Source organism: Amycolatopsis sp. AA4, from assembly GCF_002796545.1.
Classification (GTDB): Bacteria; Actinomycetota; Actinomycetes; order Mycobacteriales; family Pseudonocardiaceae; genus Amycolatopsis.
In genome coordinates this window covers 822,874-844,966 of the sequence record NZ_CP024894.1, presented here as the reverse complement: position 1 = coordinate 844,966, position 22,093 = coordinate 822,874, and the positions used below count along the sequence as shown (strand labels likewise).

At 70.0% G+C, this 22,093-nt stretch carries 19 protein-coding genes; 2 read left to right on the top strand and 17 right to left on the bottom strand.

The genetic code is table 11. From position 1 onward, the window contains the following. Nucleotides 1–30: 30 nt before the first annotated feature. From CU254_RS04205 to CU254_RS04150, 12 genes are all read right to left on the bottom strand, one after another. Nucleotides 31–1,011, bottom strand: a complete 981-nt coding sequence (locus CU254_RS04205) for an N-acetylglucosamine kinase (RefSeq protein WP_009073066.1) — start codon at nt 1,009–1,011, stop codon at nt 31–33. Further along, entirely contained in the window at nt 1,008–2,273 is a 1,266-nt protein-coding gene (locus tag CU254_RS04200) for a 6-phospho-beta-glucosidase (RefSeq protein ID WP_009073064.1), read from the bottom strand. Before CU254_RS04200 ends, CU254_RS04205 begins: the two co-directional genes overlap by 4 nt. Continuing rightward, nucleotides 2,270–3,160 carry a carbohydrate ABC transporter permease gene (locus tag CU254_RS04195; RefSeq protein WP_009073063.1) on the bottom strand — a complete coding sequence of 297 codons (891 nt, stop codon included), beginning with the start codon at nt 3,158–3,160 and terminating at the stop codon, nt 2,270–2,272. The genes CU254_RS04200 and CU254_RS04195 overlap by 4 nt, the downstream gene beginning before the upstream one ends. Then, nucleotides 3,157–4,146 carry a carbohydrate ABC transporter permease gene (locus CU254_RS04190; protein WP_009073061.1) on the bottom strand — a complete coding sequence of 330 codons (990 nt, stop codon included), beginning with the start codon at nt 4,144–4,146 and terminating at the stop codon, nt 3,157–3,159. Before CU254_RS04190 ends, CU254_RS04195 begins: the two co-directional genes overlap by 4 nt. Continuing rightward, the gene (locus CU254_RS04185) at nt 4,143–5,519 is read right to left on the bottom strand and encodes an extracellular solute-binding protein (RefSeq protein ID WP_009073059.1); all 1,377 of its coding nucleotides are present in this window, start codon (nt 5,517–5,519) and stop codon (nt 4,143–4,145) included. The genes CU254_RS04190 and CU254_RS04185 overlap by 4 nt, the downstream gene beginning before the upstream one ends. 25 nt (nt 5,520–5,544) lie before the next feature. After that, on the bottom strand, nt 5,545–6,774 hold the full coding sequence (locus CU254_RS04180) for an ROK family transcriptional regulator (RefSeq protein WP_009073056.1): 1,230 nt from the start codon (nt 6,772–6,774) through the stop codon (nt 5,545–5,547). Nucleotides 6,775–7,116: 342 nt separating this feature from the next. Further along, the gene (gene nudC, locus CU254_RS04175) at nt 7,117–8,124 is read right to left on the bottom strand and encodes an NAD(+) diphosphatase (protein ID WP_009073054.1); all 1,008 of its coding nucleotides are present in this window, start codon (nt 8,122–8,124) and stop codon (nt 7,117–7,119) included. Then, nucleotides 8,124–9,515 carry a pitrilysin family protein gene (locus tag CU254_RS04170; RefSeq protein WP_009073052.1) on the bottom strand — a complete coding sequence of 464 codons (1,392 nt, stop codon included), beginning with the start codon at nt 9,513–9,515 and terminating at the stop codon, nt 8,124–8,126. The genes nudC and CU254_RS04170 overlap by 1 nt, the downstream gene beginning before the upstream one ends. Beyond that, a complete protein-coding gene (locus CU254_RS04165; RefSeq protein WP_009073048.1) occupies nt 9,512–10,804 on the bottom strand; it encodes a pitrilysin family protein in 1,293 nt (430 codons plus the stop codon). Before CU254_RS04165 ends, CU254_RS04170 begins: the two co-directional genes overlap by 4 nt. Before the next feature lie 9 nt (nt 10,805–10,813). After that, entirely contained in the window at nt 10,814–12,334 is a 1,521-nt protein-coding gene (locus CU254_RS04160) for a DUF2207 domain-containing protein (RefSeq protein ID WP_009073046.1), read from the bottom strand. Beyond that, nucleotides 12,331–13,437, bottom strand: a complete 1,107-nt coding sequence (locus CU254_RS04155; protein ID WP_009073044.1) for a hypothetical protein — start codon at nt 13,435–13,437, stop codon at nt 12,331–12,333. Before CU254_RS04155 ends, CU254_RS04160 begins: the two co-directional genes overlap by 4 nt. A 4-nt stretch (nt 13,438–13,441) precedes the next feature. Continuing rightward, on the bottom strand, nt 13,442–14,290 hold the full coding sequence (locus CU254_RS04150; protein ID WP_009073042.1) for an RDD family protein: 849 nt from the start codon (nt 14,288–14,290) through the stop codon (nt 13,442–13,444). A gap of 50 nt (nt 14,291–14,340) precedes the next feature. Between CU254_RS04150 and CU254_RS04145 the strand changes: the two genes are divergently transcribed. Next, nucleotides 14,341–15,345, top strand: a complete 1,005-nt coding sequence (locus CU254_RS04145; protein ID WP_009073041.1) for a stage II sporulation protein M — start codon at nt 14,341–14,343, stop codon at nt 15,343–15,345. A gap of 57 nt (nt 15,346–15,402) precedes the next feature. Here the strand turns inward: CU254_RS04145 and CU254_RS04140 are convergent, their stop codons facing one another. The 5 genes from CU254_RS04140 to CU254_RS04120 are packed head-to-tail and all read right to left on the bottom strand — an operon-like array spanning nt 15,403 to nt 20,694. After that, nucleotides 15,403–16,683, bottom strand: a complete 1,281-nt coding sequence (locus CU254_RS04140; protein WP_009073038.1) for a DUF58 domain-containing protein — start codon at nt 16,681–16,683, stop codon at nt 15,403–15,405. Beyond that, complete coding sequence (locus CU254_RS04135) at nt 16,684–17,634, bottom strand: MoxR family ATPase (RefSeq protein WP_086024867.1); 951 nt, start codon at nt 17,632–17,634, stop codon at nt 16,684–16,686. Nucleotides 17,635–17,645: 11 nt separating this feature from the next. Beyond that, nucleotides 17,646–18,785: a DUF4350 domain-containing protein gene (locus CU254_RS04130; RefSeq protein ID WP_037712481.1), complete on the bottom strand. Its 1,140-nt coding sequence runs from the start codon at nt 18,783–18,785 to the stop codon at nt 17,646–17,648. Then, nucleotides 18,782–19,417: a DUF4129 domain-containing protein gene (locus CU254_RS04125; RefSeq protein ID WP_037712479.1), complete on the bottom strand. Its 636-nt coding sequence runs from the start codon at nt 19,415–19,417 to the stop codon at nt 18,782–18,784. The genes CU254_RS04130 and CU254_RS04125 overlap by 4 nt, the downstream gene beginning before the upstream one ends. Continuing rightward, nucleotides 19,411–20,694 carry a hypothetical protein gene (locus tag CU254_RS04120; protein WP_037712475.1) on the bottom strand — a complete coding sequence of 428 codons (1,284 nt, stop codon included), beginning with the start codon at nt 20,692–20,694 and terminating at the stop codon, nt 19,411–19,413. The genes CU254_RS04125 and CU254_RS04120 overlap by 7 nt, the downstream gene beginning before the upstream one ends. Before the next feature lie 198 nt (nt 20,695–20,892). On the opposite strand from CU254_RS04120, the gene CU254_RS04115 reads away from it, so the two are divergent. Further along, on the top strand, nt 20,893–22,068 hold the full coding sequence (locus tag CU254_RS04115; protein ID WP_199785793.1) for a neutral zinc metallopeptidase: 1,176 nt from the start codon (nt 20,893–20,895) through the stop codon (nt 22,066–22,068). Nucleotides 22,069–22,093 lie beyond the last annotated feature (25 nt).

The window sequence follows — 22,093 nt, the reverse complement described above, 5'->3', positions numbered from 1 at the left end:
GCTGCCTTGTCCCGGCAGCCACCCCACATCTCACGCGCGTTGCGTCGCCGCCTTCAGCGCCGCTTTCGCAGATTCCGCGGCCCCGATCTTGTCCAAACCGAACAGTGCGGCTCCGACGACCGGGTTTACCTCCACCACGCGCACCTGCGCTCGCGGGGCCACCTTCAGGCAGCGCCGTTCGATGTCCGCGATCACGGACGCATCGACGCCGGTCAGCACGCCGCCGCCGAGGATGACCTCGGGGGCGGACGTCGTGAGGTCCAGGCGGCGCATGATCGCGGCCACCAACAGGCTCACTTCCTCGGCGAACCGCGTCACCACGTCCTGCGCGACCTCGTCTCCGGCCGCGGCCACCTCGAATAACAGCGGGCAGAGGCCGTGGATCTTCGCGGCGTCGATCTCCTCGAAGTGCAAGCCCTGCACCACATCCAGCAGCTTCGAAGCACCGAAGTACTTCGCGACCGCTGATTCCAGCGCAGTTCGCGGACCGCGTCCGTCCTCGGCGCGGACGGCCCACCAGAGGGCTTCCTCGCCCAGCCGGTAGCCGCCGCCCCAGTCGCCGGACACCTTGCCCAGCGCGGGAAAGCGGTACGACCGGCCGTCCGGGGCGAAGCCGGCGCCGTTGATGCCCGCGCCGCACACCACCGCTACCCCGGTGCCGTCGGAACTTCCGGCCCGCAGCAAAGCGAGCACGTCGTTGCCGACGTCCAAAGTGGAACTCCAGCCGCGCGCCGACAAAGCCTTGTGCAGGGCCTCTTCCTCGCGCGGGAAATCGAGGCCGGCCAGGTACGCCGAGGTGTGCACGGCGAACGGCGGCTCAGTCGGCAGACCGCCGGAGCGGAGCGCTTCCTGGACGAAATCTTCCAACGCGGCAACGCATCCGTCGACTCCGACCCGCTGGGGGGAAACGCCGGGGCCGCGGGAGGCGCCGAGCACGACGCCGTCCCGCGAAACCACCAGCACCTCGGTCTTGCTGTTCCCCCCGTCGATCGCGACGACGGTGTCGCTCATGCCCGCGCCCAGGGCAGGAAATCCCGGTTGCGTGCGACGAGTTCGTCCGCGAGCTGGTCCGCCTTGGCGTACTGGCCGACCAGCGGATGCGCGAGCAGCGCGTCCGCGACCCGGTCCCGGCCGCCCTTGATCGCGGCGTCCAGTGCCAGGTACTCGTACGCCGTGACCCCGGCGATCAGCCCGGCGAACCGCGGGTCCACCGGGGACTGCGGGATCGGGGTCGCGCCTGCGGAATCCACAGTGGACGAAACCTCGATCACCGCGTCGTCCGGGAGGAAATCGAACGTCCCGTTGTTGCGGACGTTCACCACGTGCTCCTCGGCCGCACCGCCGGAGGTCAGCGCGTGCACGAGCTGCACCGCCGCCTCCGAGTAGTACGCGCCGCCGCGCTTCTCCAGCGATTCCGGCTTCGTGACCTGCTCCGGGTCGAGGTAGATCTTCAGCAGCTCTTCCTCGACGTCGCTGACCGCCTCGGCGCGCGGCCGCTCGGTCTGCTGCTTCGCGACCTGCGCGTCGTGCGAGTAGTAGTACTTGAGGTAGTACGACGGAACGGCCTGCATCCGCTGCATCCACTCGACCGGCGCGCTGACCTCTTCGCCGAGGTATTCCGCGTGCTGGGCAAGGAGTTCCGGCAGCCGGTCGACCCCGTCGACCAGGACGCCGCGCTCCCAGCTCAGGTGATTCAGTCCAGTGTGGACCAGCTTGACGTCGCCGGTCGACGCGCCGAGCAGCTTCGCGAACTTGCGCTGCAGGTTGATCGCGACGTTGCACAGGCCGACCGCGCGGTGGCCCTCCTGCAGCAGCGCGCGGGTGACGATGCCGACCGGGTTGGTGAAGTTGACGATCCAGGTGTCGTCGCCGGCGACCTTGCGCACGCGTTCGGCGATGTCGAGCACCACCGGCACCGTGCGCAACGCCTTCGCCAGCCCGCCCGCGCCGGTCGTCTCCTGGCCGACACAACCGCACAGGTGCGGGAAAGTCTCGTCCGACGCGCGCGCCTTCTGGCCGCCGACGCGCAGCTGGATGAGGACCGCCGACGCGCCGTCGACGCCTTCCTCCAGGTTCGCCGTCGTGCGCACGCGGGCCGAATGCCCCGCGTGGTTCAGCAGCCGCTGGCTGAACTCGCCGACGGCTTCGACCCGGTAGGCGTCCGGGTCGATCAGCACGATCTCGTCGACGTCGAGCGAGGCCCGCCGTCCGGCGATGCCGTCGATCAGCTCCGGCGTGTAGGTGGACCCACCGCCGACCACTGCCAGTTTCATCCCTTGACTCCCGTGAACGTGATGCCCTTGACGAACGACTTCTGCGCGAACACGAACAGCACGATCACCGGCAGCATGATCAGCGCGGTCGCGGCCATCGTGAGGTTCCATTCGACGTGGTGCATGCCTCGGAAGGACGCGATCGCCAGTGAAAGCGGCCAGTTGTCTTTGTTCTCGCCCGTGTAGAGCAGCGGGCCGAAATAGTCGTTCCAGGTGAACAGGAAGCAGAACATCGCGGTGGCCGCGATCCCCGGCTTCGCCATCGGGATCAGCACCCGCGTGAGCACCCGGAATTCGTTGCAGCCGTCGATCTTCGCCGCTTCGAGGTAGTCCTTCGGAATGGTGAGGAAGAACTGCCGCAGCAGGAAGATCGAGAAGGCGTCGAAGAAGAAGTACGGCACGATGAGCGGCACCAAGGTGCCGGTGAAGCCCAGCCGCACCCACAGGTCGTACAGCGGAACGACGGTGACCTGCGGCGGCAGCATCATCGCGACGACGACGAGCATGAAGCACAGGTTCTGCCCGCGCCACCGCAGTTTCGCCAGCCCGTACGCCGCCGGGATCGCCGAGACCAGCGCCCCGATCGTCGCCAGCGCCGAGTACAGCAGGCTGTTGCCGAAGTACTCCAGCAGCGGGGCCTTCTTGAACACCTCGACGAAGTTCTCGAAATGCCATTCGGCCGGCCACAGGCTGGACGTCATCGCCTGGTCGCTCTTCATCACCGAGGTGAGGAGAACGAACAGCAGCGGCAGCATGAAGATCACGCCGAGCGCGATGCCGACCGCGTGGGTGGCCACAAAGGACAGTTTCTTGTCCCAGCGCCGCTTGAACTTCTCCCGCGGATGCACCGGAGGAGCCGGACGCGGCGGTGCCGAAAGCGTCGTCATGCTCCGTCCTCCTGATGTTGCGTCTTACGCATCTGCCTGACCAATAGCCACGTGAACCCGGCGGAGACCAGGAACAGCAGCACCGCCATCGCGGCCGCGTAACCCATGTTGAAATACCGGAAACCTTGGACGTACAACCAGATCGGATACGTCAGCGTCGAGTTTTCCGGCGCACCGATCAGTTTCGAGTTGCCCGCCACGTCCGCCGTCCCCGCGGAAGCGGACGCGGCGACGATCGCCTGGGTGAAGAACTGCAGCGCGTAGATCATCGAGTTGACTACGCCGAACAGCAACACCGGCGAGATCGACGGCAGCGTCACGTGCCAGAACCGGCGCACCGGCCCGGCCCCGTCGAGTTCCGCGGCCTCGTACTGCTCCTGCGGAACGTCCAGCAACGCCGCCAGGATGATGATCATCAGCTCGCCCGAACCCCACAGCGCGAGCAGGGTGAGCGCGGGCTTCGACATTTCCGGGCTGTTGAACCACAGTCCGCCGTCGATGCCCACCAGGCGCAGGAACCGGTTCACCGGACCGAATTCCGGGTTGAACACGAAGACGAACGCGAGCGTCGCGGCCGCCGGCGGGGCGAGCGCGGGCAGGTAGCAGAGCGTGCGGACGATGCCGACGCCCGACTTCAGCCGCGAAATCACCGACGCTACGCCGAGCGAGAACAGCACCCGGCAGATCGTCAGGATGATCACGAGCCACAACGTGTTGTACGCGGCGGTTTTCACCAGCGGCTCGCTGGTGAACATGCGCACGTAGTTGTCGAACCCGATCCACTGTGGAGGGTTGATCAGGTCGTAGCGGGTGAACGAGTAGAACAGCGTCGCGCCGAGGGGGTAGGCGAAGAAGATGAGGAACCCGAGGGTGGCCGGCGCCATGAACCAGAACACCGTGCGCCGGCGCTTGGCCCGGGGAGACCCCCGCCGCGCCTGGTTCGACGCGGCAGGGGTTCCGGTTTCCGCTGCGGTCAGCGTGGTCATCCGCCGGCGCCCTTCTGCGCCAGTTCGTCGTTGATCTGCGCGTCGACCTTCTTGAGGCCCGCGTCCAGATCGGGCACCGACCCGGCCTGCCACTTCTCGGCGAAGTCGTTGACCGCCTTGAGGAACGCGTCGCCGATCGGCGTGGTCGGGTTGGCGACCAGCTTGCCGCTGTTGTAGATGTCGGTGAAGGTCTTGAACTGCGGCGGCATCTTCAGGTTCGGCGAGTTCAGCGAATCCTTGGTGCTGGGCACGTTGTTCAGGCCGTTGGCCATCTCGACGAGGGTGTCGGTGTCGAGCGAGGCCTGCTTGATCAGCTCCCACGCCGCGCCGGGGTTCTTCGCGCCCTTCGGGATCGCGATGATCGTGCCGGTGCCGAATCCGCCGCCGTACTGGCCGGCCAGGCTGTCGAGCACCGGCGCGGGCGCGGTGCCGTAGTCGAGCGAGGGCACCTGGTCCTTGATGAACGCGGTGCGGAACTCGCCGTCGTAGATCATCGAAAGCTTGCCGGTCTGGAAACCGTTGTCCTTCGAGTACTCGTCACCGAGACCGGCCTTGAACTTCTCGACCTTCTCGTGCCCGCCGTAGAAGTCGATGAGCTTCTTCTGGAACTCGAACATCTCCTTCCAGCCGGGGCTGGAGGCGAGCGACGACTTCCCGTCCGGGCCCATGAACTTGGCCCCGAAGTTCGGCGCCCAGTACTGCGCCTGGTTGGCGTAGAACGGCATCGACGGCAGGAAGCCCGCGGTCTTGATCGAACCGTCCGGGTTGAACTCGGTGAGCTTCTTGACGTCCTCGAACAGTTCCGTGGTGTTCTTCGGCGGGCCGGCGATGCCCTTGGCCGCGAACTGCGTCTTGTTGTAGAAGAACCCGTACACGTCGGCGAGCATCGGCATCGCGCACCGCTTGCCCTGGTACGACGTGTAGTCGCGGACCGCCTGCGGGATCTGCTCGAGATCGATCTTGTCGCGCTCGATGTAGGGCTTCAGGTCCTGGAAGCTGCCGGTCGAGCACCACGCGCCGAGGTTGTCGGTGTAGAACGAGATCGCCACGTCCGGCGGGTTGCCGCCGCGGATCGACTGGGTGAGCTTGTCGTCGTCCTGGTTCCCCTCGTGCTTGATGGTGATGTTGGGGAACTTGGCCTTCAGCTTGTCCAGCGCCTTCGTGACCACGCCGTACTCGCGGTCGGTGAACTTGCTGTACACGGTGATGGTGAGCTTGTCGTCCTTGTTCGGCGGAGCCGCGGCGTCGCCGCCTCCAGCGGGCGCGGCGGCACCGCACGCGGCGGTCGCCAGCAGCGTGCTCGCCGCGACGGCGCTGAGCAGCAGAGAGCCGCGCTTGCGCGCGATTCTCCGGGTGCGGGTGGGAGCGGACATGAACCCTCCTGTCCTTCGGGTGGGTCTACTCGGTCGGGGACGGGGCTTGCTCTCCGGCGGACCGACGCGGCCCGAGGAGTGTGGGGGTGACGACGCCGAAGACGTCCTCACGGGCGGTGGCGAGCGCGGACTGCAGCGCACCGGCGCGCACCGCGTTGCCCTGCACCGAAGCGACGCCGACGGGCGTGCGCGGCAGGACCAGTTCGTGCAGCTTTTCCGCGACGATCCCGGCGAACTCGTCGCCGCCGGCGCGGCTGGTCTCGCCGCACAGCAGGATGAGCTGCGGGTCGGCGACCGCGACGAGGCTGGCGACCCCGCTGGCGACGCGCCGCGCGAAATCGTCCAGAAACCCGAGGTGCGCCGTACGACGAGCCTGCGTGACGGCGTCCCATCCGCTGTCCGCGGTGATGCCGTGTGCCTTGGCGAGCCGGACGATCGCGGACGAGTCGACCAGGTTGCCGTACCGGGCTCCGGCCGACGGCCAGCTGTCGCCAGTGTCCACAGTGGCCGGATCGGGGACGCGCATCCAGTCGATCTCGCCGCCGCCGCCGGTCGCGCCGCGCAGCAGCCGCCGTCCGATGACGACCGCGCCGCCGACGCCCTCGGACAGCCACACCAGCACGAAGTCGTCGACGTCCTGCGCGTTGCCGACGGTCATTTCTTCGACCGCGACCAGGTTTACGTCGTTCTCGATCTTGACCGTCACGCCGAGTTCGTCGCTCAGCCGCTTCGGCACGTCGAACCCGAGCCAGCCCGGGATGTGCGGGGCCGACGACAGCAATCCGGTGCGCGGGTCGAACGCGCCCTGCGCGCCGATGACCACATTGGCCAGATCGTCGAGCTGCAGGCCCGCGGCCTTGGCGACCCGGCGCAGCGCTTGCCCGAACGACCCGACGACGTCCGCGTCCTCGGCCACCGGAAGCTGCACGCGGTACTCGGCCAGCACGGCCCCGGCGACGTCAGCGACCACGAAGTCCGCGACCCGCGGGGTGAGGTCGACGGCCGCGACGTGCGCGAGCGCGCCGTTGACCGCCCACAGCTGAGCGCGCGGCCCGCGTCCGCCACCGGCGCGCTCCCCCGCCTTGCCGACGAGATTTTCCTGCTCGAGGCGGGTGAGCAGCTGCGCGGTGGCCGGTTTGGACAGTCCGATGGCGGCCTCGAGCTCGCCCCGGGTCATCGGCCCGTTCCGCAGCAACGCCTCGATCGCCGCGCGGTCGTTCATCTCGCGCAACGTTCGCGGACTGCCGGCTCGCACCTGGCTGCTCCTTTATTAGGAAACTTTACAGACGGTTTTCCGGGACTGTAGTGAGCGCGGCCACACGGCGTCAATGGGCTCGGGAAACAGCGGGGTAACGGCTTGATACCGCGGGATGTCGGCGACCGGCACAGGGTGACCGGGCGAGCGCGGACCGTACGCGGTCCAGACCAGCGGACCGGGGTGGTCCGGGAAACGCGGTGGCTCGCGACGGAGCCAGCTACGCGTTCAGGCTGCGCGGCGAAAGCCGCCCTTCACGGCTTCCCGACCCCCAGAAAGCCGTGAAGGGCTCCTTGAGGGAATCAGATTCCCTCAAGGAGCCCTTCACGGACCGGCCCGGGATCACTCCTCGGCTTCGGCCCAAGCCTTCAACATCACGCGGGCGATCGACGAGTTCCCCGGCAGCAGGAGATTCGACGCGCCACCGGCGATCGGCGTCGGCACTCCGGTCCCGGCATTGCGGAACGCCGTCCGGACGTCCTCTCGGGACACCCACAGCGCTTCCTCGATCTCGCCGTCGGCCGGGACCAGCGGCGCGTTGCGGTCCGCGCGGGCGGTGAAGCCCAGCATGATCGAGCGCGGGAACGGCCACGGCTGACTGCCGAGGTAGCGCACGTCCCGCACCTCGATCCCGGCCTCCTCGCGGATTTCGCGGACGACGCAGCCCTCCAGGGACTCCCCCGCCTCGACGAATCCGGCGAGCACCGAGTACCGGTCCGGCGGCCAGATCGGCTGGCGCGCGAGCAGCACGTGCGAACCGTTGACGCCGTCGAGGTCGTGCACCAGGCAGATGACCGCCGGGTCGGTGCGCGGGTATTCCTCGTGGCCCTTGGCTTCGCAGCGGCTCGCCCAGCCGAACTGGATCAGCTGCGTCGGCGAGCCGTCGCGGGTGCAAAACCGCGACTGCCGCCGCCAGTGCCGCAATGCTTGCGCGGTGGTGAACAGCCCGGCCGACGTGTCGTCCAGCTGCTCGCCGTACCCGCGCAGCTCGACCCACAGCTCGCCGTTGGCTCGCGGGACCTCTTCGATCACGCCCCAGCTGCCCGCCAGCCGCACACTGTCGACGTCGCCTTCGATGCTGCCGGGCAGCGACCAGTAATCGATGTCTTCCCACTCGCCGAGGAACACCGCGTCGGCGGGCGGTTCGGTGCCGAAGTCCATCGCCTTGCGGGTGGACAGCGCGGAGCCGCCCTCGACGACCGGCGTGCGGCCGGTGTCGTCGAGCAGCACCACGCGGGCTTCGGACCACTTCGCGGCGAGCCGCTCCGGGTTGGTGCGCAAGGTTTCCTGACGGTCCACTGTGGAACGGGACAGCGTCGGCAGGGCCCCTAGTTCGAACGGAACGCTCATCAGTCCTTCTCGCTCGTGGAAACTCCCAGCGCGGCCAGCTTCGGCGCGAGCAGCTCCGCGTCGCCGACCACGACGCCGGTGAACCGGCCAGGGGCGAAGAACTCCGCCGCGGCTTCGGCGACCTGGTCCGCGGTGACGGCCGCGAGCCGCTCCGGGTGGCTCTGCAGCCACTCGATGCCGAGACCGTTCGACGCCAGCGCCATCAGCTGTCCGGCGAGCCCGCTCTGCGACGACGTGCCGGTGACGAGCGAGCCCATCGCGTACTGGCGCACCGATTCGACCTCTTCGGCCGTCGGCGGCACGGTGCCGAGCCGGAACAGCTCGTACCGGGTTTCCAGGTACGCCGCCGCGGTGACCTCGTTGGCGGTGTCCGCGTCCACATTGACCACTGCGGTGTCGCCGGTGAACTCGAAACCCGAGTGCGCGCCGTAGGTGTAACCCTTGTCCTCGCGGATGTTTTCCACCAGCCGCGAGGAGAAGTACCCGCCGAACGCCAGGTTCGCCAGCTGCAGCGCCGGGTACCTCGGGTCGACGCGCGGCACCGTCTGCGCGGACAGCCGGATCTGCGACTGCACCGCGCCGGCGCGCGGAACCAGCAGGACGTTGCCGCCGGTCAGCGTGGGCAGCGGCGGCAGCACGACGGCCGACCGGTCCGACTTCCAGCCGCCGAGCGCACGCTCCAGCTCGGCCGGAACCTCTTGCGGGTCAAGGTCTCCGACCAGCACGAGCACCGCTCCGCGCGGCAGCACCGAGGCGTTGTGCAGCGCGCGCACCTGCTCGGAGGTCACCTCGGCGACGTCCTCGGCCTGCGGGACCTCGCGGGTCACCGGATGGTCGCCGTACCGGTGCTTCTGCAGTGCTTCGCGCGCGATGGTGCGCGGCTGCGTGCGCGAGACCGCGATGCGCTCGATCAGCCGCTCCCGCTCGCGCGCGACCTCCGCGTCGCCGTACGTGGCGCCGGTGAGCACGTCGCCGAGCACGTCCAGCAGCGTCGGGAGGCCGTCGGACAGCGCGGTGCCGCCGAGGTACAGCCGCTCCGGGTCGACGCCCGCGTTGAGGTCGCCGCCGATCAGCGCGACCTCGGCGTCGATTTCCACCCGGTCGCGCCGCGCGGTGCCGGTGAGCACGGTTTCCGCGAGCACCTCCGCGGTGGCCGCGTGCATCGCGTCCTCGCCCGCGAACGGGATCCACAGCCGCAGTTCGACCATCGGGACGCTCGCCTTGCGCACCGCGAGCACGCGCAGCCCGTTGGAGAGCACAGTGTCCACATGGGACAGATCGGCGGCGGCGCGCTGGTGCCCGAGCGAGGGCAGCGGACGCGGTCCGGCGGCGGTGCGGCCGATCTCCTCGGCGCTGCGGTGTGCGGCTTTGACCTGTTCAGCCGAGGTCACTGTTCCGTCCCTTCGGTGCTTGCGGGCTTCACGACGAGCACGGCGCGCGCATCCGGACGCAGCGCCTTCGCCGCCGCCGACACGGCCTCGCCGGAGACCGCGGACAGGCGGTCGGCGAGCTGGTAGACGAGCGACGCGTCGCCGTAGAGCAGTTCGAACGCGCCGAGCGCCAGCGTGCGCGACACGAGCCGGTCGTGCTCCGCGTGCAGGCTCGCCGCCCAGCGCGCGGTGACCTTCTTCAGTTCCTGGTCGTCCGGCGGCGTGGACGCGAGCTTCTCCAGCTCCTCGTCCAGCGCGGCCAGCACGCGCTCGCGCGGCACGTCCGGCGGGTGGATCGCGGTGATGGTGAACGTGTCCGGATCGCGCGCCTCGAACGGGCCGAACAGCCCGGCTCCCGCGCCGACGTCGACCACCAGCGGTTCGACGTGCACCAGCCGCTGCTGCAGCCGCGAACCGTCACCGTCGGTGAGGACGCCGGCGAGCACCAGGTAGGCGAGGTAGCCGTCGAGGTCGTTGATCGGGTCCGGCATCCGGTAGCCGATGGCCAGCGCGGGCAGCGGCGCGTGCGGGTCGGTGTGCTCGCCGTTCAGCTGCGCGGTGGGCAGCGGTTCGGAGAACGACGGACGGACCGGAGCCGGCCGGTGCGGGACGTCGCCGAAATGCTTCTCGACGAGCGCCTTCGCCTCCTCGACCTCGAAGTCGCCCGCGACGGTCAGCACCGCGTTGGCCGGCGAGTAGAAGGTGTCGAAGAAGGCGGCGCAGTCGTCCAGCGTCGCGCCCTCCAGGTCCTCGAAGGCGCCGTAGCCGTCGTGCGCGTTGGCGAAGGTGGAGTACAGCACCGGCGGCAGCAGGATCCACGGGAATCCGCCGTACGGCCGGTTGCGCACGTTCAGCCGGATTTCCTCCTTGACGACCTCGATCTGGTTCGCCAGGTTCTCCGCGGTCAGCTTCGGCGCGCGCATCCGGTCGGCCTCGAGGAACAGCGCGCGTTCCAGCGCCGCGGCGGGCAGCACCTCGTAGTAGTCGGTGTAGTCCGGGTGCGTGGAACCGTTGAAGGTGCCGCCGCTGGACTGCACGTGCCGGAAGTGCGCGAGTTTCTCCAGGCTTTCGCTGCCCTGGAACATCAGGTGCTCGAAGAGGTGCGCGAAACCGGTCAACCCCTCCGGCTCGGAGCGGAAGCCCACGTCGTAGTGCACGCTGACCCCGACCACCGGCGCGGTCGGGTCAGGAGCGAGCACCACGCGCAGACCGTTGTCGATCGTGAAACGGAAGAGCTCGGGATCGGCCATGCCTCCACCCTACGCAGGCGCGGGAGTCTTCGGCTCGTCCGGTCGGAGGTGCCTCGCGCCCTCGAACGCGACGGTCAGTGCGGCCACGAATCCGCTGGTCCGCGCCAATGGCACGACGTCCTCGCCGGAGGCCCCGTACCAGTACGCCGACAGCGAACAAGCGTTAACTAGCCAAGCGTCCGCTTCGCCCAGCGCGTACGCGTACGGGAGCGCGCGAGAGACGAGCAGTTCATCGTCCGGTGCCTCCATCGTGCGCAGCTGCGCGTTGAGCCCAAGAAGGCGGTCTCGGAGGTCTAGGCCTGCCTTCGTTCGCTCCGGCAGAAGGCGAGCGGCTGCCGTCACAGCGATGCCGGTGGCGAGAAGCACCAACCCGAGTTGTGCGTAACCGACGGTGAAGGCCAGCAGGACGGTGAGGAAGACGCCGTACCCACATAGCCGCGGGCCGACCTTCGACAGTCGCTTCGGGGATCGCCAACCGCGACGGACCGTGTCGGCGACTAGCTCGGGTACGCCTGCTTCGCGTACTTCCGCGAGCGTCGCGGCTTCGCCGGGCACAGCGGCTGCGTACACCGCGCGCTCGAAGGCGGTTAGGTGTTCGTCGGGCGGGTTGCGGCGTACGAGGACCCAGTTGCGTGGGCCGTCTTCGCTGACCCATAGATAGTTACGGACGCATAGGTCGAGCACTGTCGCGGCTAGGTCGACGGAGCTGACGCGTCCGGTGAGAAGCGGTCCTACGTGTCCGGGGAGCACGCCTTCCGGCGAAGAGAAGCGGCCGTTGTCGAGGAGCGGTACGGGGATGGCGTGCCCAGGCTGTCGGTCGCGTCGACGGAGTACGAACACGGCGACGGCACCAGCGAGCGACAGCACGGCGAAGGCCAGCCATGCCCACCACACCGGCGCAGTCGCGGCGAAGGGACCGGAGGGAAGGAGCTTCTCGGTCGCGGCGACTGTGCCGCCGGGCAGTTCGGCAGTCAGTTGGACGCGAGAGCCGGGCTGAAGTTTCGGCACCGAGACGCGGGTCAGGCCGGAGTGGTCGATCTGCGCGGCACCGCAGCGGGTCGTCGAGCCGGGCGGACCAGCGAGGCAGCTGAGCGCGTCCGGGACGGCGGGCGCGGCGAAGGTCGCCCGGACCAGTTCGAGGCGAGTGTCCCAGCCACTGGCGACGTCCCAGGTCACGTGCTCGACGCCGAGGCTGGTGCCGACCGTACCGTCCACTGTGTACCGAAGCACGGACGTTCCGCCGCGCAGGTAGAAGGTCACCTGGTCGTTGCCGGTCTCGGCATTGCCCGCGCCTTCGATGCTGATGTCGCGGATCCCGAGGACGCGGTCGTTGGCGCGCAACGGGATGGTGCGGGTCATCGACGTGTCGCGCGGGACCGAGACTGCTTCGGTGACGGACAGGCTGCCGTCCCGTTGGACCTTCAAGGCGACTTCGACGCTCTGCGGCAGGCCCGGCAGCGACGGCTGGTCCTGCGCCGCGGCGGGGGTCGCCGAGAGGAACGGGATCAGCAGCAGAGCGGCGAGTTTCATTGCGCGGACACCGCCGAGCGTCGTTCGGCCATTGCCTGGATCGCGTCGATCTCCACCGCCAGCGGAGATTCGGCCCGCCTCGCCGGACTCCCCAACGCGCGGCCACGCCGGGGGTGCACCAGCGGAGCGGCTAGGAAAGTGGCGATTCCAGCGATCAGGAGCGCGACGCCGATCAGCGCCTCGCCGACGGTGAGGGCGAGGACGACGGTCGTCACGATGCCCGCAGCGGCCAGGATGAGCCCGGCTCGGCGGACGTGCGGTTGCCTCGCGGACAGCCAGCCATGGCGATGCGTTTCGGCGTCGAGAAGGGCGCATAGTTCTGCCTGATCCGGCCGTGCGGCAGCGAGCGGACCCGGCGGGAAGGCGCTCTTGACCGCTTGTTCGAACGGCGTGAGCGGATCGGCTTCGCCATGACTGACCTGACCGTCGGCGATGCGCAGATGCCCGCGGGCGACGAGATCGAGGACCGTGGCGGCGAGGTCGAGTTCACCACGCTGCCTGATGCGGAGACGCAACACGCTGGCACCGATGAGCAGGTAGAGCACCAACGCAAGACCGCTGAGGACAGAAGGAAACCCCGGCGCGAAGACGGCCAACGGTCCAGTCGGGACAAACTGGGCGTTCTCCGGCAATGGTCCGGTTTGGACGGCCAAGTCGATCCGATCCCCTTGGCGCAGGCCGTTTTGCTCGGCATGCGCTCCCCCGCTCCGGAGTTCGGAGAAAGTGCACTGCCGAGACGATCCGGGCTGACCGGCGTAGCAATCCGCGGCGGACACTCCCGGCCCGCTGAAGGCGGCGGTGACCCGGTCGACCGCACGATCCCAGCCCCCGGTGAGCTGAAACCGCACCTGCCCGCCAGCGGCGACCGCACCGTCCACTGTGTACGTCACGGTCGCCGGCCCGGTGACCGTGACCGTCGTTCCGTCGGCGGTCGCGGCGCCGGAGAGATGCAGGTCAGTGATCGAGTAGAGCCGGTCCTCGTCGTCGGTGACGGGGACGCGCTCGGCGATGCGGTGGCTAGCTGGGGCGTCGGTGACGATGCGCTCGATGACCGTGAGCTGACCGTCCTGGGCAGTGGTGACGGTGACGTCGTCGGCGAGCATGACCTCAGCTCGGCGGGGTGAAGGGGTTGTCGGACTTCGGCGGGGCCGGAGCCGGAGGCGGAACCGGCGGAGGCGCGTAGGGACTGTACTGCGGCGGCGCGATCCGGGCGTGGTCGCGGTTGCGGCGTTCGGCGAGCACCGCGGTGAGGAAGACCCACGGCGGCATCCCGTACGGCAGCGGCACCTCGATCGCCGCCGAAACCTGCTGCGCCAGGCCGAAGCCGAGCGACGCGGCCGCCTCCGGGCGCAGGTCGTGGTAGCGGCCGAGGTACTGCCGGGAGGCCATGGCGAGGTCGTCGGTGAGGCCGCTGAGGTCGAAGTGCGCGGCCCACGCTTCCAGCCCGGGCGGCATCGTGAGGATCGCCTGCGCCGACTGCGGCACGCGTTCGCGGATCACCAGGGTGCCCGCGAGGTAATCGCCGACGCGGCGGCCGTTCGACGACGTCAGCGACACGATGACGGCCACCGCGCCGAGGAAGCCCAGCGCCCAGAAGTCGACGAAGAACCCGGCGAGCCCGCGAGTCAGCGCGTGCCGGAAGCTGATCGGGCCGCCGTCGAGGCGCACCACGCGCAGGCCGAGCGCGAGCTTGCCGAGCGAACGGCCGCGGCTGAGCGTTTCGAACAGCACCGGGTAGCCGATCACGACCAGCACGAACATGGTCAGCATCAGCGCGACGGTGAGCGCCGAGTCGAACGACCCCGCGGTCAGCATCAGCGCGACGAACACGAGCAGCAGCAACGCGGCCTGGACGAGGACGTCGAGCAGCATCGCGACCGCACGGCTGGCGAGCTTCGCCACCCGCAGGTCGAGGACGACGGCCTCACCGGTGACGAGATCGGACTCTTCCTGCACGAGGCCAGCGTAGAGCGCCTGCCTCTATCCTGGGGCGGAGGAGGTGGCCGGTGGACGTCGACGTGTTCGTCGCGGCGCACAGCGCGGAATGGAACCGGCTCGGCGAACTCGCCGGACGGCGCAGGTTGACCGGCCCGGAGGCGGACGAGCTGGTCACGCTTTACCAACGCACGGCGACGCATCTGTCGATGATCCGCTCGACCGCGCCCGACCCGGCCCTGCTGGCCAGGCTGTCGGCGCTGGTCGCGCGCGGCCGTTCGGCGGTCGCCGGCTCGCACAGCCCGGCCTGGCGCGAGGTCGGCCTGTTCTTCACCCGCCGCTTCCCGGCCGCGGTGTACCTGAGCCGCCGCTGGTGGATCCCGGCGGCGCTGGTGTCGGTCGCGGTGATGGCGGTGCTGGGCGTGTGGATCGCGGGCGACCCGCAGGTGCGCGCGTCGCTGGTCTCGCCGGACGAGGTGAAGGCGATGACCGCGCCGGGCGGCCAATACGAGACGTACTACTCGAACGGCCCAGCGGCGTCGTTCGCGGCGAAAGTGTGGACGAACAACGCCTGGGTGGCGGCGACGTGCCTGTTCCTCGGCGTCGCGCTCGGCCTGCCGGTGATCGGCGCGCTGTGGATGAACTCGCTGAACGCCGGGGTCGCGATCGGCCTGATGTCCTCGGCAGGCCGCGGCGATGTCCTGCTGGGCCTGCTCCTGCCGCACGGTTTGCTGGAACTGACGGCGGTGTTCATCGCGGCGGGCACCGGTCTGAAACTGGGCTGGACTGTCGTGGACCCGGGCCGCCGCTCACGCAGCGCGGCACTGGCCGAACAGGGCCGTTCGGTGGTGGTGATGGCGCTGGGACTGGCTTGTGTGCTGCTGGTGTCGGGCGTGATCGAGGCGTTCGTGACGCCGTCGGGCTGGCCGACGTGGCTGCGGATCGGGATCGGGGTGGTGGTGGAGCTGCTGTTCCTGACGTACGTGTTCACCCTGGGCCGCCGCGCCGCCCGGGACGGCGAAACGGGAGACGTGGACCGCCGAGCCGCTGGGGACGCTCTTCCGGAGGCTGGCTAAAAGTCCGTGAAGGGCTCCTTGAGGGAATCTGATTCCTTCAAGGAGCCCTTCACGGACCTACAACCGGCCTGCGGCTTTCAGGGCCAGGTAGCGGTCGGCGAGCGCGGGCGGAAGTTCCTCCGGCACCGCGTCCACCACCCCGACCCCGTGCCGGGTCAGCCAAGCCACCGAAGACTCCCGGTCCGCCAGCGCCCGCTCGGCCGCGGCAGCGTCGTACACCGCCTCCGCCGACCCCCGCGAAGCCGCCATCTCCGCTACCCGCGGGTCCGCGACCGAAGCCACCAGCACCTCGTGCCGCGCGGTCAGCGACCCGAGCACCGGGAACAACCCCTCCTGCAGCGGGGCCGATTCCAGCCCGGTCAACAAAACCACCAAAGCCCGCCGACGGGTGCGGCGCAGGACTTCCGCCACCATCCCCCGCGCGTCGGTCTCGACCAAGGACGGCTCGATCGTCGCCAAGGCGTTCACCAAAGACGGCGTCGAAGCGTTCGGCACCGAAGCCCGCACCCGGCGGTCGTAAGCCACCAGATCGACCCGGTCCCCCGCCCGGGAAGCCAGTGCGGCCAGCAAAAGCGCCGCGTCCATCGCCGCGTCCAACCGGGGTGCGTCGCCGACTCGGCCCGCCGAGACGCGGCCGGTGTCCAGCACCAAAACCACCTGGCGGTCGCGTTCCGGACGCCACGTCCGCACCATCACGTCCGACGCGCGGGCCGTCGCGCGCCAGTCGATCGACCGGACGTCGTCGCCGATGACGTACTCGCGCAGGGAGTCGAATTCCGTTCCCTGGCCCCGGATCAGCACCGCGTTGCGGCCGTCCAGCTGTTGCAGCCGGGCCAGCCGCGACGGCAGATGCTTGCGGCTGTGGAACGGCGGCAGCACCCGGACCGTCCACGGCACCTCGTGCGAACCCTGCCGCGCGGCCAAACCCAGCGGGCCCACCGCGCGCACGGTCACCCGCGCCGCGACCCGGTCGCCGCGGCGGGTCGGGAGCAGCGCGGTCGTCAAGGCACGCCGTTCGCCGGACGGAACCGCCAGCGCGTGCCGGTCGGCGGCACCGGCGCTCGGCGGCCAGGCATCCCGCAGCGAGCCGCGGACGGTGCGGCCGCCGGGGTTCGTGACGGTCAGCGTGACCTCGGCGGGCTCCCCCAACCGGACGGACGTAGTGCCGCTGCGCGAAAACCGCAGCGCCCGCACGCTTCCGGCCAGCACGAGGTCCACGACAACCAGCACCAGCAGCACCGCGACCACGATCGCGACGCCGGTGCCGGACGGGAACAGCAGCCCGACCACCAGCGCACCGAGGAGCGCCAGCAGCCCGAGCCGCCCGGTGACTGCCATTTAGCGCGGCACCGGCACGGAGGCCAGCACCCGGTCGAGGACGCCGTCCGCGGTCACGCCTTCGAGTTCGGCTTCCGGCCGCACGTCGAGACGGTGCCGGAGCGCCGGACGCGCGAGCGCCTTGACGTCGTCCGGCGTCGCGTAATCCCGGCCGGACAGCCACGCCCACGCGCGCGTCACGGTGAGCAAAGCCGTTGCGCCACGCGGAGAAACCCCGATGCGCACTGCCGGGAGTTCCCGCGTCGCACGGCAGAGGTCGACGACGTAGCCGATCACTTCCGGACCGACAGTCACCTTCGCGACCGCCTCCCGCGCGGCAGCGAGATCCGCCGCACCCGCGACCGGACGCACGCCCGCCGCGGCGAGGTCCCGCGGGTCGAAACCCTGTGCGTGCCGCCAAAGAATGCCGATCTCGTCTTCGCGCGACGGAGCCGGCATGGTCAGCTTCAGCAGGAACCGGTCCAGTTGCGCCTCGGGCAACGGGTAGGTGCCCTCGTACTCGACCGGGTTCTGCGTCGCGACCACGACGAACGGATCCGGCAGCGGACGCGAGACGCCGTCGATCGACACCTGCCGCTCCTCCATCGCCTCCAGCAGCGACGACTGCGTCTTCGGCGGCGTCCGGTTGATTTCGTCGGCCAGCAGCAGATTCGTGAAGACCGGGCCCTCCCGGAAGGAGAACTCACCGCTGTGCGCGTCGTACACAATGGACCCGGTGACGTCGCCCGGCATCAGGTCCGGGGTGAACTGCACGCGCGTCGTCTTCAGGTCCAGCGACGCCGCCAACGCCCGCACCAGCAACGTCTTCGCGACGCCGGGCACGCCTTCCAGCAGCACGTGCCCCCGGCAGAGCAACGCGAGGATGAGTCCGGTGACAGCCGCGTCGTTGCCGACCACAGCCTTCCCGACCTCGGTGCGCAACGCGATCAGGGCCGCCCGCGCGTCCTGCATCTGTTCGGTACTCAAGAACGCTCCACCTCTCGTTCCACCGCGTCCAGTTCGTCCGCCAGCCGCACCAGCGCCGCCTCGTCGGACGGCGACGGGCCGTACAGCACCGCCCCGACCTCGTTCGGCGCCCGGCCGGTCCGCGCGCTGACGGTCTCCACCACCGCGGGCGGGCCGGCGTCGCGCGGCAATCCCAGTCTCTTCCGCAGCCGCGTCCGGGCCGCCTCGCGCAAGGTTTCCGCCGCGTGCCCGGCCGCGCCGCCCCGCCGGTACAGCCGGGCCCGGCCCTCCGCCGTTTCCGCCGACCGCACGACCACCGGCAGCGGTTCCCGCACCACCGGACCGAGCCGCCGCGCGCGCCACAGCGCGAAAAGGACGACCGCGATTCCCGCGGTCAGCGCGCCGTACCGCCAGCCGGGCGGAATCAGGTCGACGAACGGCTTCTTCTCGTTGTCCAGCGCGGGGTCCGAGGTGGACGGCACGTACCAGACCAGCTTCCGGTGATCGCCCAGCAACCGCATGCCGAACGCGGCGTTGCCTTCCTTGGCGATCTGGTCGTTGGTGAACGCTTCCGCCGAGCCGAGCACGCTCACCGTGCCGGTCCGGTCCGCCAGCTGCACGAAAGTCGGCTCGCCGCCGTCGCGGTAGCAAGCCCGCGCCGTCTCGTCGTCCGTGCGGTAATGGCGTCCGCCGAGCGTGACCGAGCCCGCGCTGACCGCCGCGCCGACCGTGCATTCCGGTTGCAGCGTACGGACCTCTCCCGCACCCACCGCGGAAACAGTCGGCGCGGTCATGCCCAACGCCGTCGATCCGGGCGCGACGAGCACGAGGTGCGCGACCCGGCGACGCAGATCGGCCAACCCGTCCTTCGGCACCAGCTGCGGATCGGTGATCAGCAGAGTTCCGCTGTCGGCGGCCTCGCGCGCCTCGGCGAGCGAATGTACGGCGCGAATCTGCACGCCCTCCTGTTCCAGCAAATGCGCGAGAGCGTGGCTGCCGCGCGGTTCGTAGGAACCGGGGTCGAACTCGCCGCTGGTCTGCTTGCCGTAGCTGAGCACGATGGCCAGCGCGATGAGCACGATCAGCAGGAGCAGCGCCAGCGGAACCCGGGCGCCCCGCCAGATCCGGCGCAGGTCCGGCGAAACAGCGGTACTCATGTGTCCGCCAAAGCCGGTCGCGCGCGCTGAACGCGTCCGTCCAATTCGGACAATGTGCGGTACCCGGCTTCGGTACCCGGCCGTCCGCCGTAGTGCACGTCGTCGAACTGCCGCGCGGCTGCGGTGAGTTCGGCCGCCAGATCCGGCAGGAACCTTCCGGCTTCGGCGACGGCTTCGTCCGCGGTCCGCCCGGAGCGGACGTCGAGCAGCGCGCGCTCTTCCATCCCCCGCACGAGCGCGCGGAACCGGTCCCGCACCGCGTCCGCGAAATCGCCGCGCGCCGCGGCTTCCTCGGCGGCCTTCCGGTATTCGTCCGCGGTGCGGCGCCGTCCGCTGAACACCTCGCCGGACGTTTTCGCCGACCGGCCGACCTTGCCCACCCGCAGCCGCACGACCACGATCAGCACGATCAGCAAGGCCAGCACCAGCAGCAGGCCCAACGGGCCGCCGGGCACGTCGGACAACGCGTTGAACAGCTCGGAAACGAGCCGACCGAGCCATCGCCAGAATCGTTCGAGAAGACCCGGCTGCGCGGCCGCGTAATTCGGGTCGGTCAGTTCCTGGACCGCCCGCAGGCGGGCGGGGTCCCGGTCGATGTCGACCGGGACGTCGGCGAGAAAACCGATCACCACGCCTGCTGCGGCGGCTGCGGCGGCTGGATGCCCGCCGCCCTGGCCAGTTCGATGTCCATGCCCTCGCGGCGCATCCGCTGGTCGATGTAGAGCACCACGGTGACCAGCGCGGTGAACGGCATGACGATCGTCTCCGCGATCACCTTGCCCACCGACTGCAGCACGAGATCGCCGGTCGTCACCTTCGGCAGCGTCGCCTGCGGGTTGAAGAGGCCGCTGAACGCGCCCGAGCCGATGCTGAACGGGACGCTGATGATCGCCGAGATGATCCAGCCGATCACGCCCGCGAGCAGCAGCACCCCGAACACCCGCCAGAACATGCCCGACACGAGCTGCCGCGACCGCGTGAACGCCTGCCCGATGGTCCCGCGTTCCAGCACCAGCGCGGGGCCGGTGAGCGACCAGAACACATACGGCAGCACGGCGGGAAGCAGACAGAACGCCGCGGCGACGATCGTGGCCAGCGCGTAAAGAACGGTGACCGCCAGCAGCGGCAGCAGACGCGGCGCGGCTTCGCGCATCGCCGAACCGAAGTCGACCGGACGGCCGAGCACCGCCTTGCCCATCACCACGGTCAGGAAGCCGGTGAGGAAAGTCTGCGCCAGCATGGAGATCACGAGCGTCGGCAGCAGCGCGGTGAGCGCGGAGCCCAGCAGGCTGTACGCCGCGTCGAGCTGCTGTTGCTGGGTCGCGGCCGGGCCGAGCTGAGCGACCCGGTTGAAATCGGGCACCAGCCACAGCGACACGGCGAGGTTCAGCCCCGCCGAGACCACCGCGACGACCGCGGCCACCCCGAGGATCAGCAGCGGATACCGGCGGATCGCGGTGATCGCGCCGTCGAGGATGTCGCCGACGTTCAACGGGCGCAACGCGATCACGCCCGGTTTGCCCAGTCCGTTCGGGTTCCAGCCCGGGCCGGGACGGCCGCCGCCGGGGTACTGCGGAAGCGGCTGCTGGCCCGGGGATTGCCACTGGCCGCCCGGAGGAGGCGCCCCGCCGGGCGGCGAGAACGAACCGGGCGGCGGCGCGCCAGCGGGGTTTTCGCTGGCAGGCGACGGATTCGCGCCGGTCGAGCCCGTCCCGGCAGGCGGATTCGACCCGGCCGAAGCGGAGTTTTCCCCTGCGGAAGACGAAATTCCGGAGCTGGCGCCGGACGTGTCCGTTTCGCGGTTCTCCGGCGGGGTGGCAGGGGACGCGTCCGAATCGGGGCTGGCGAAGCCCCGGCTCGGCGTAGGCGTGTCGTCCCCCGGCCCGGACGCACCGGGTGAGTTTGTCATCGGAGCCCCTCGTCTGCACGGCCCTGCGGTTGCTGCCGTCACTCTTCCAGAGCCGTCCGCACCCGGCCAGACCTGGGGGGACGTCCGGGCGGGGCGGCAGTCCGGCGAAGTGGTGCGGCGGGCCGGGCGTCCCCCGATATGCTGAACGGCAAGCCGGGGAACGCCCGGCCCGCGCCGAGACCCACCGGGACTGCCCTGATGACGCAACCGCCCTACGGCCAGGTGCCGCCACGCGGGACCGTTCAACCGCCGCCGGTGCCGGGCCAAGGACCGGTGCCGCCCGGCCAGTACCCGGGGCAAGGCTCCTACCAGGCCCAGCAGGGACAGGCGCCGTACCAGGGGCAGCAGCCGCCGTTTCAGGGTCCGCCGCCGCAGGGTCCGCCGTGGCAGCAGCCGTCCTATCCCGTGCCGCCGCGCAAGCCGACCGGGCTGATCGTCGGGCTGTGCCTCGGCGCGGTCGCGGTGCTGGCGCTGGGCGTCGTGGCGATCGTGTCGCTGAACCGCGGGTCCGGGCCGAGCAACGCCGGTTACCAGGCCGCGCCGCCCTCGCCGTCGTCCGCCTACGAACTGCCGCCCACCAGCGGTTCCTCACCCTCTTCGAGCGCGCCGACGAGTCCGTCGGAAAGCCCGAGCACCTCCACCAGCGCGGGCCCGCACAAGATCCTCAAGCTGGCCGACCACCCGATCCTGCAGGACCCCAACGCCGGCCTGCAGAACCTCGTCTGCAACCTGCCGCCGTGGACCAGCACGCAGGACGGCGCGGAAGCGTTCTTCACCGCCGCGAGCAAATGCCTCGACGCGGCGTGGGGCCCGTTCCTCGAGTCGTACCACCTGCCGTTCACGCCGCCCGCGCTGCACTTCCCGACCGGGCCGAGCTTCGACACCGAATGCGGCACCATCCAGGTCGGCATCGCGACCGCGGCGTACTACTGCGAGAACAACCTGTACGTGCCGTTCAAGGGCCTGCAGACCGACCAGTACGGCAACAACCCCGGCGTCTACCTGGCGCTGTTCGCCCACGAGTACGGCCACCACGTGCAGGAAGTCGCGGGGATCATGGACGCCGCGTGGCAGAAGATCTACGCGGCCGGGCAGAACAGCCCCGAGGGCCTCGAGATGTCGCGCCGCAAAGAACTACAGGCGCAGTGCTTCTCCGGAATGTTCCTGGGCGCGCACGTCGACCGCGGCGGCACGATCACCCGCGACATGTACAACAAGGCCTGGAACGACCAGGAAACCCGGGGGGACAACACTTCCCGCAGCCACGACCACGGCACCAACGCGCATTACGCGCAGTGGTGGCGGGCCGGGGCGAAGGACAACCGGATCGCGGACTGCAACACCTTCGCCGCCTCCGCGGCGGACGTCAGCTGACCCGGTTTGCCCAGCTGGTTCGTGC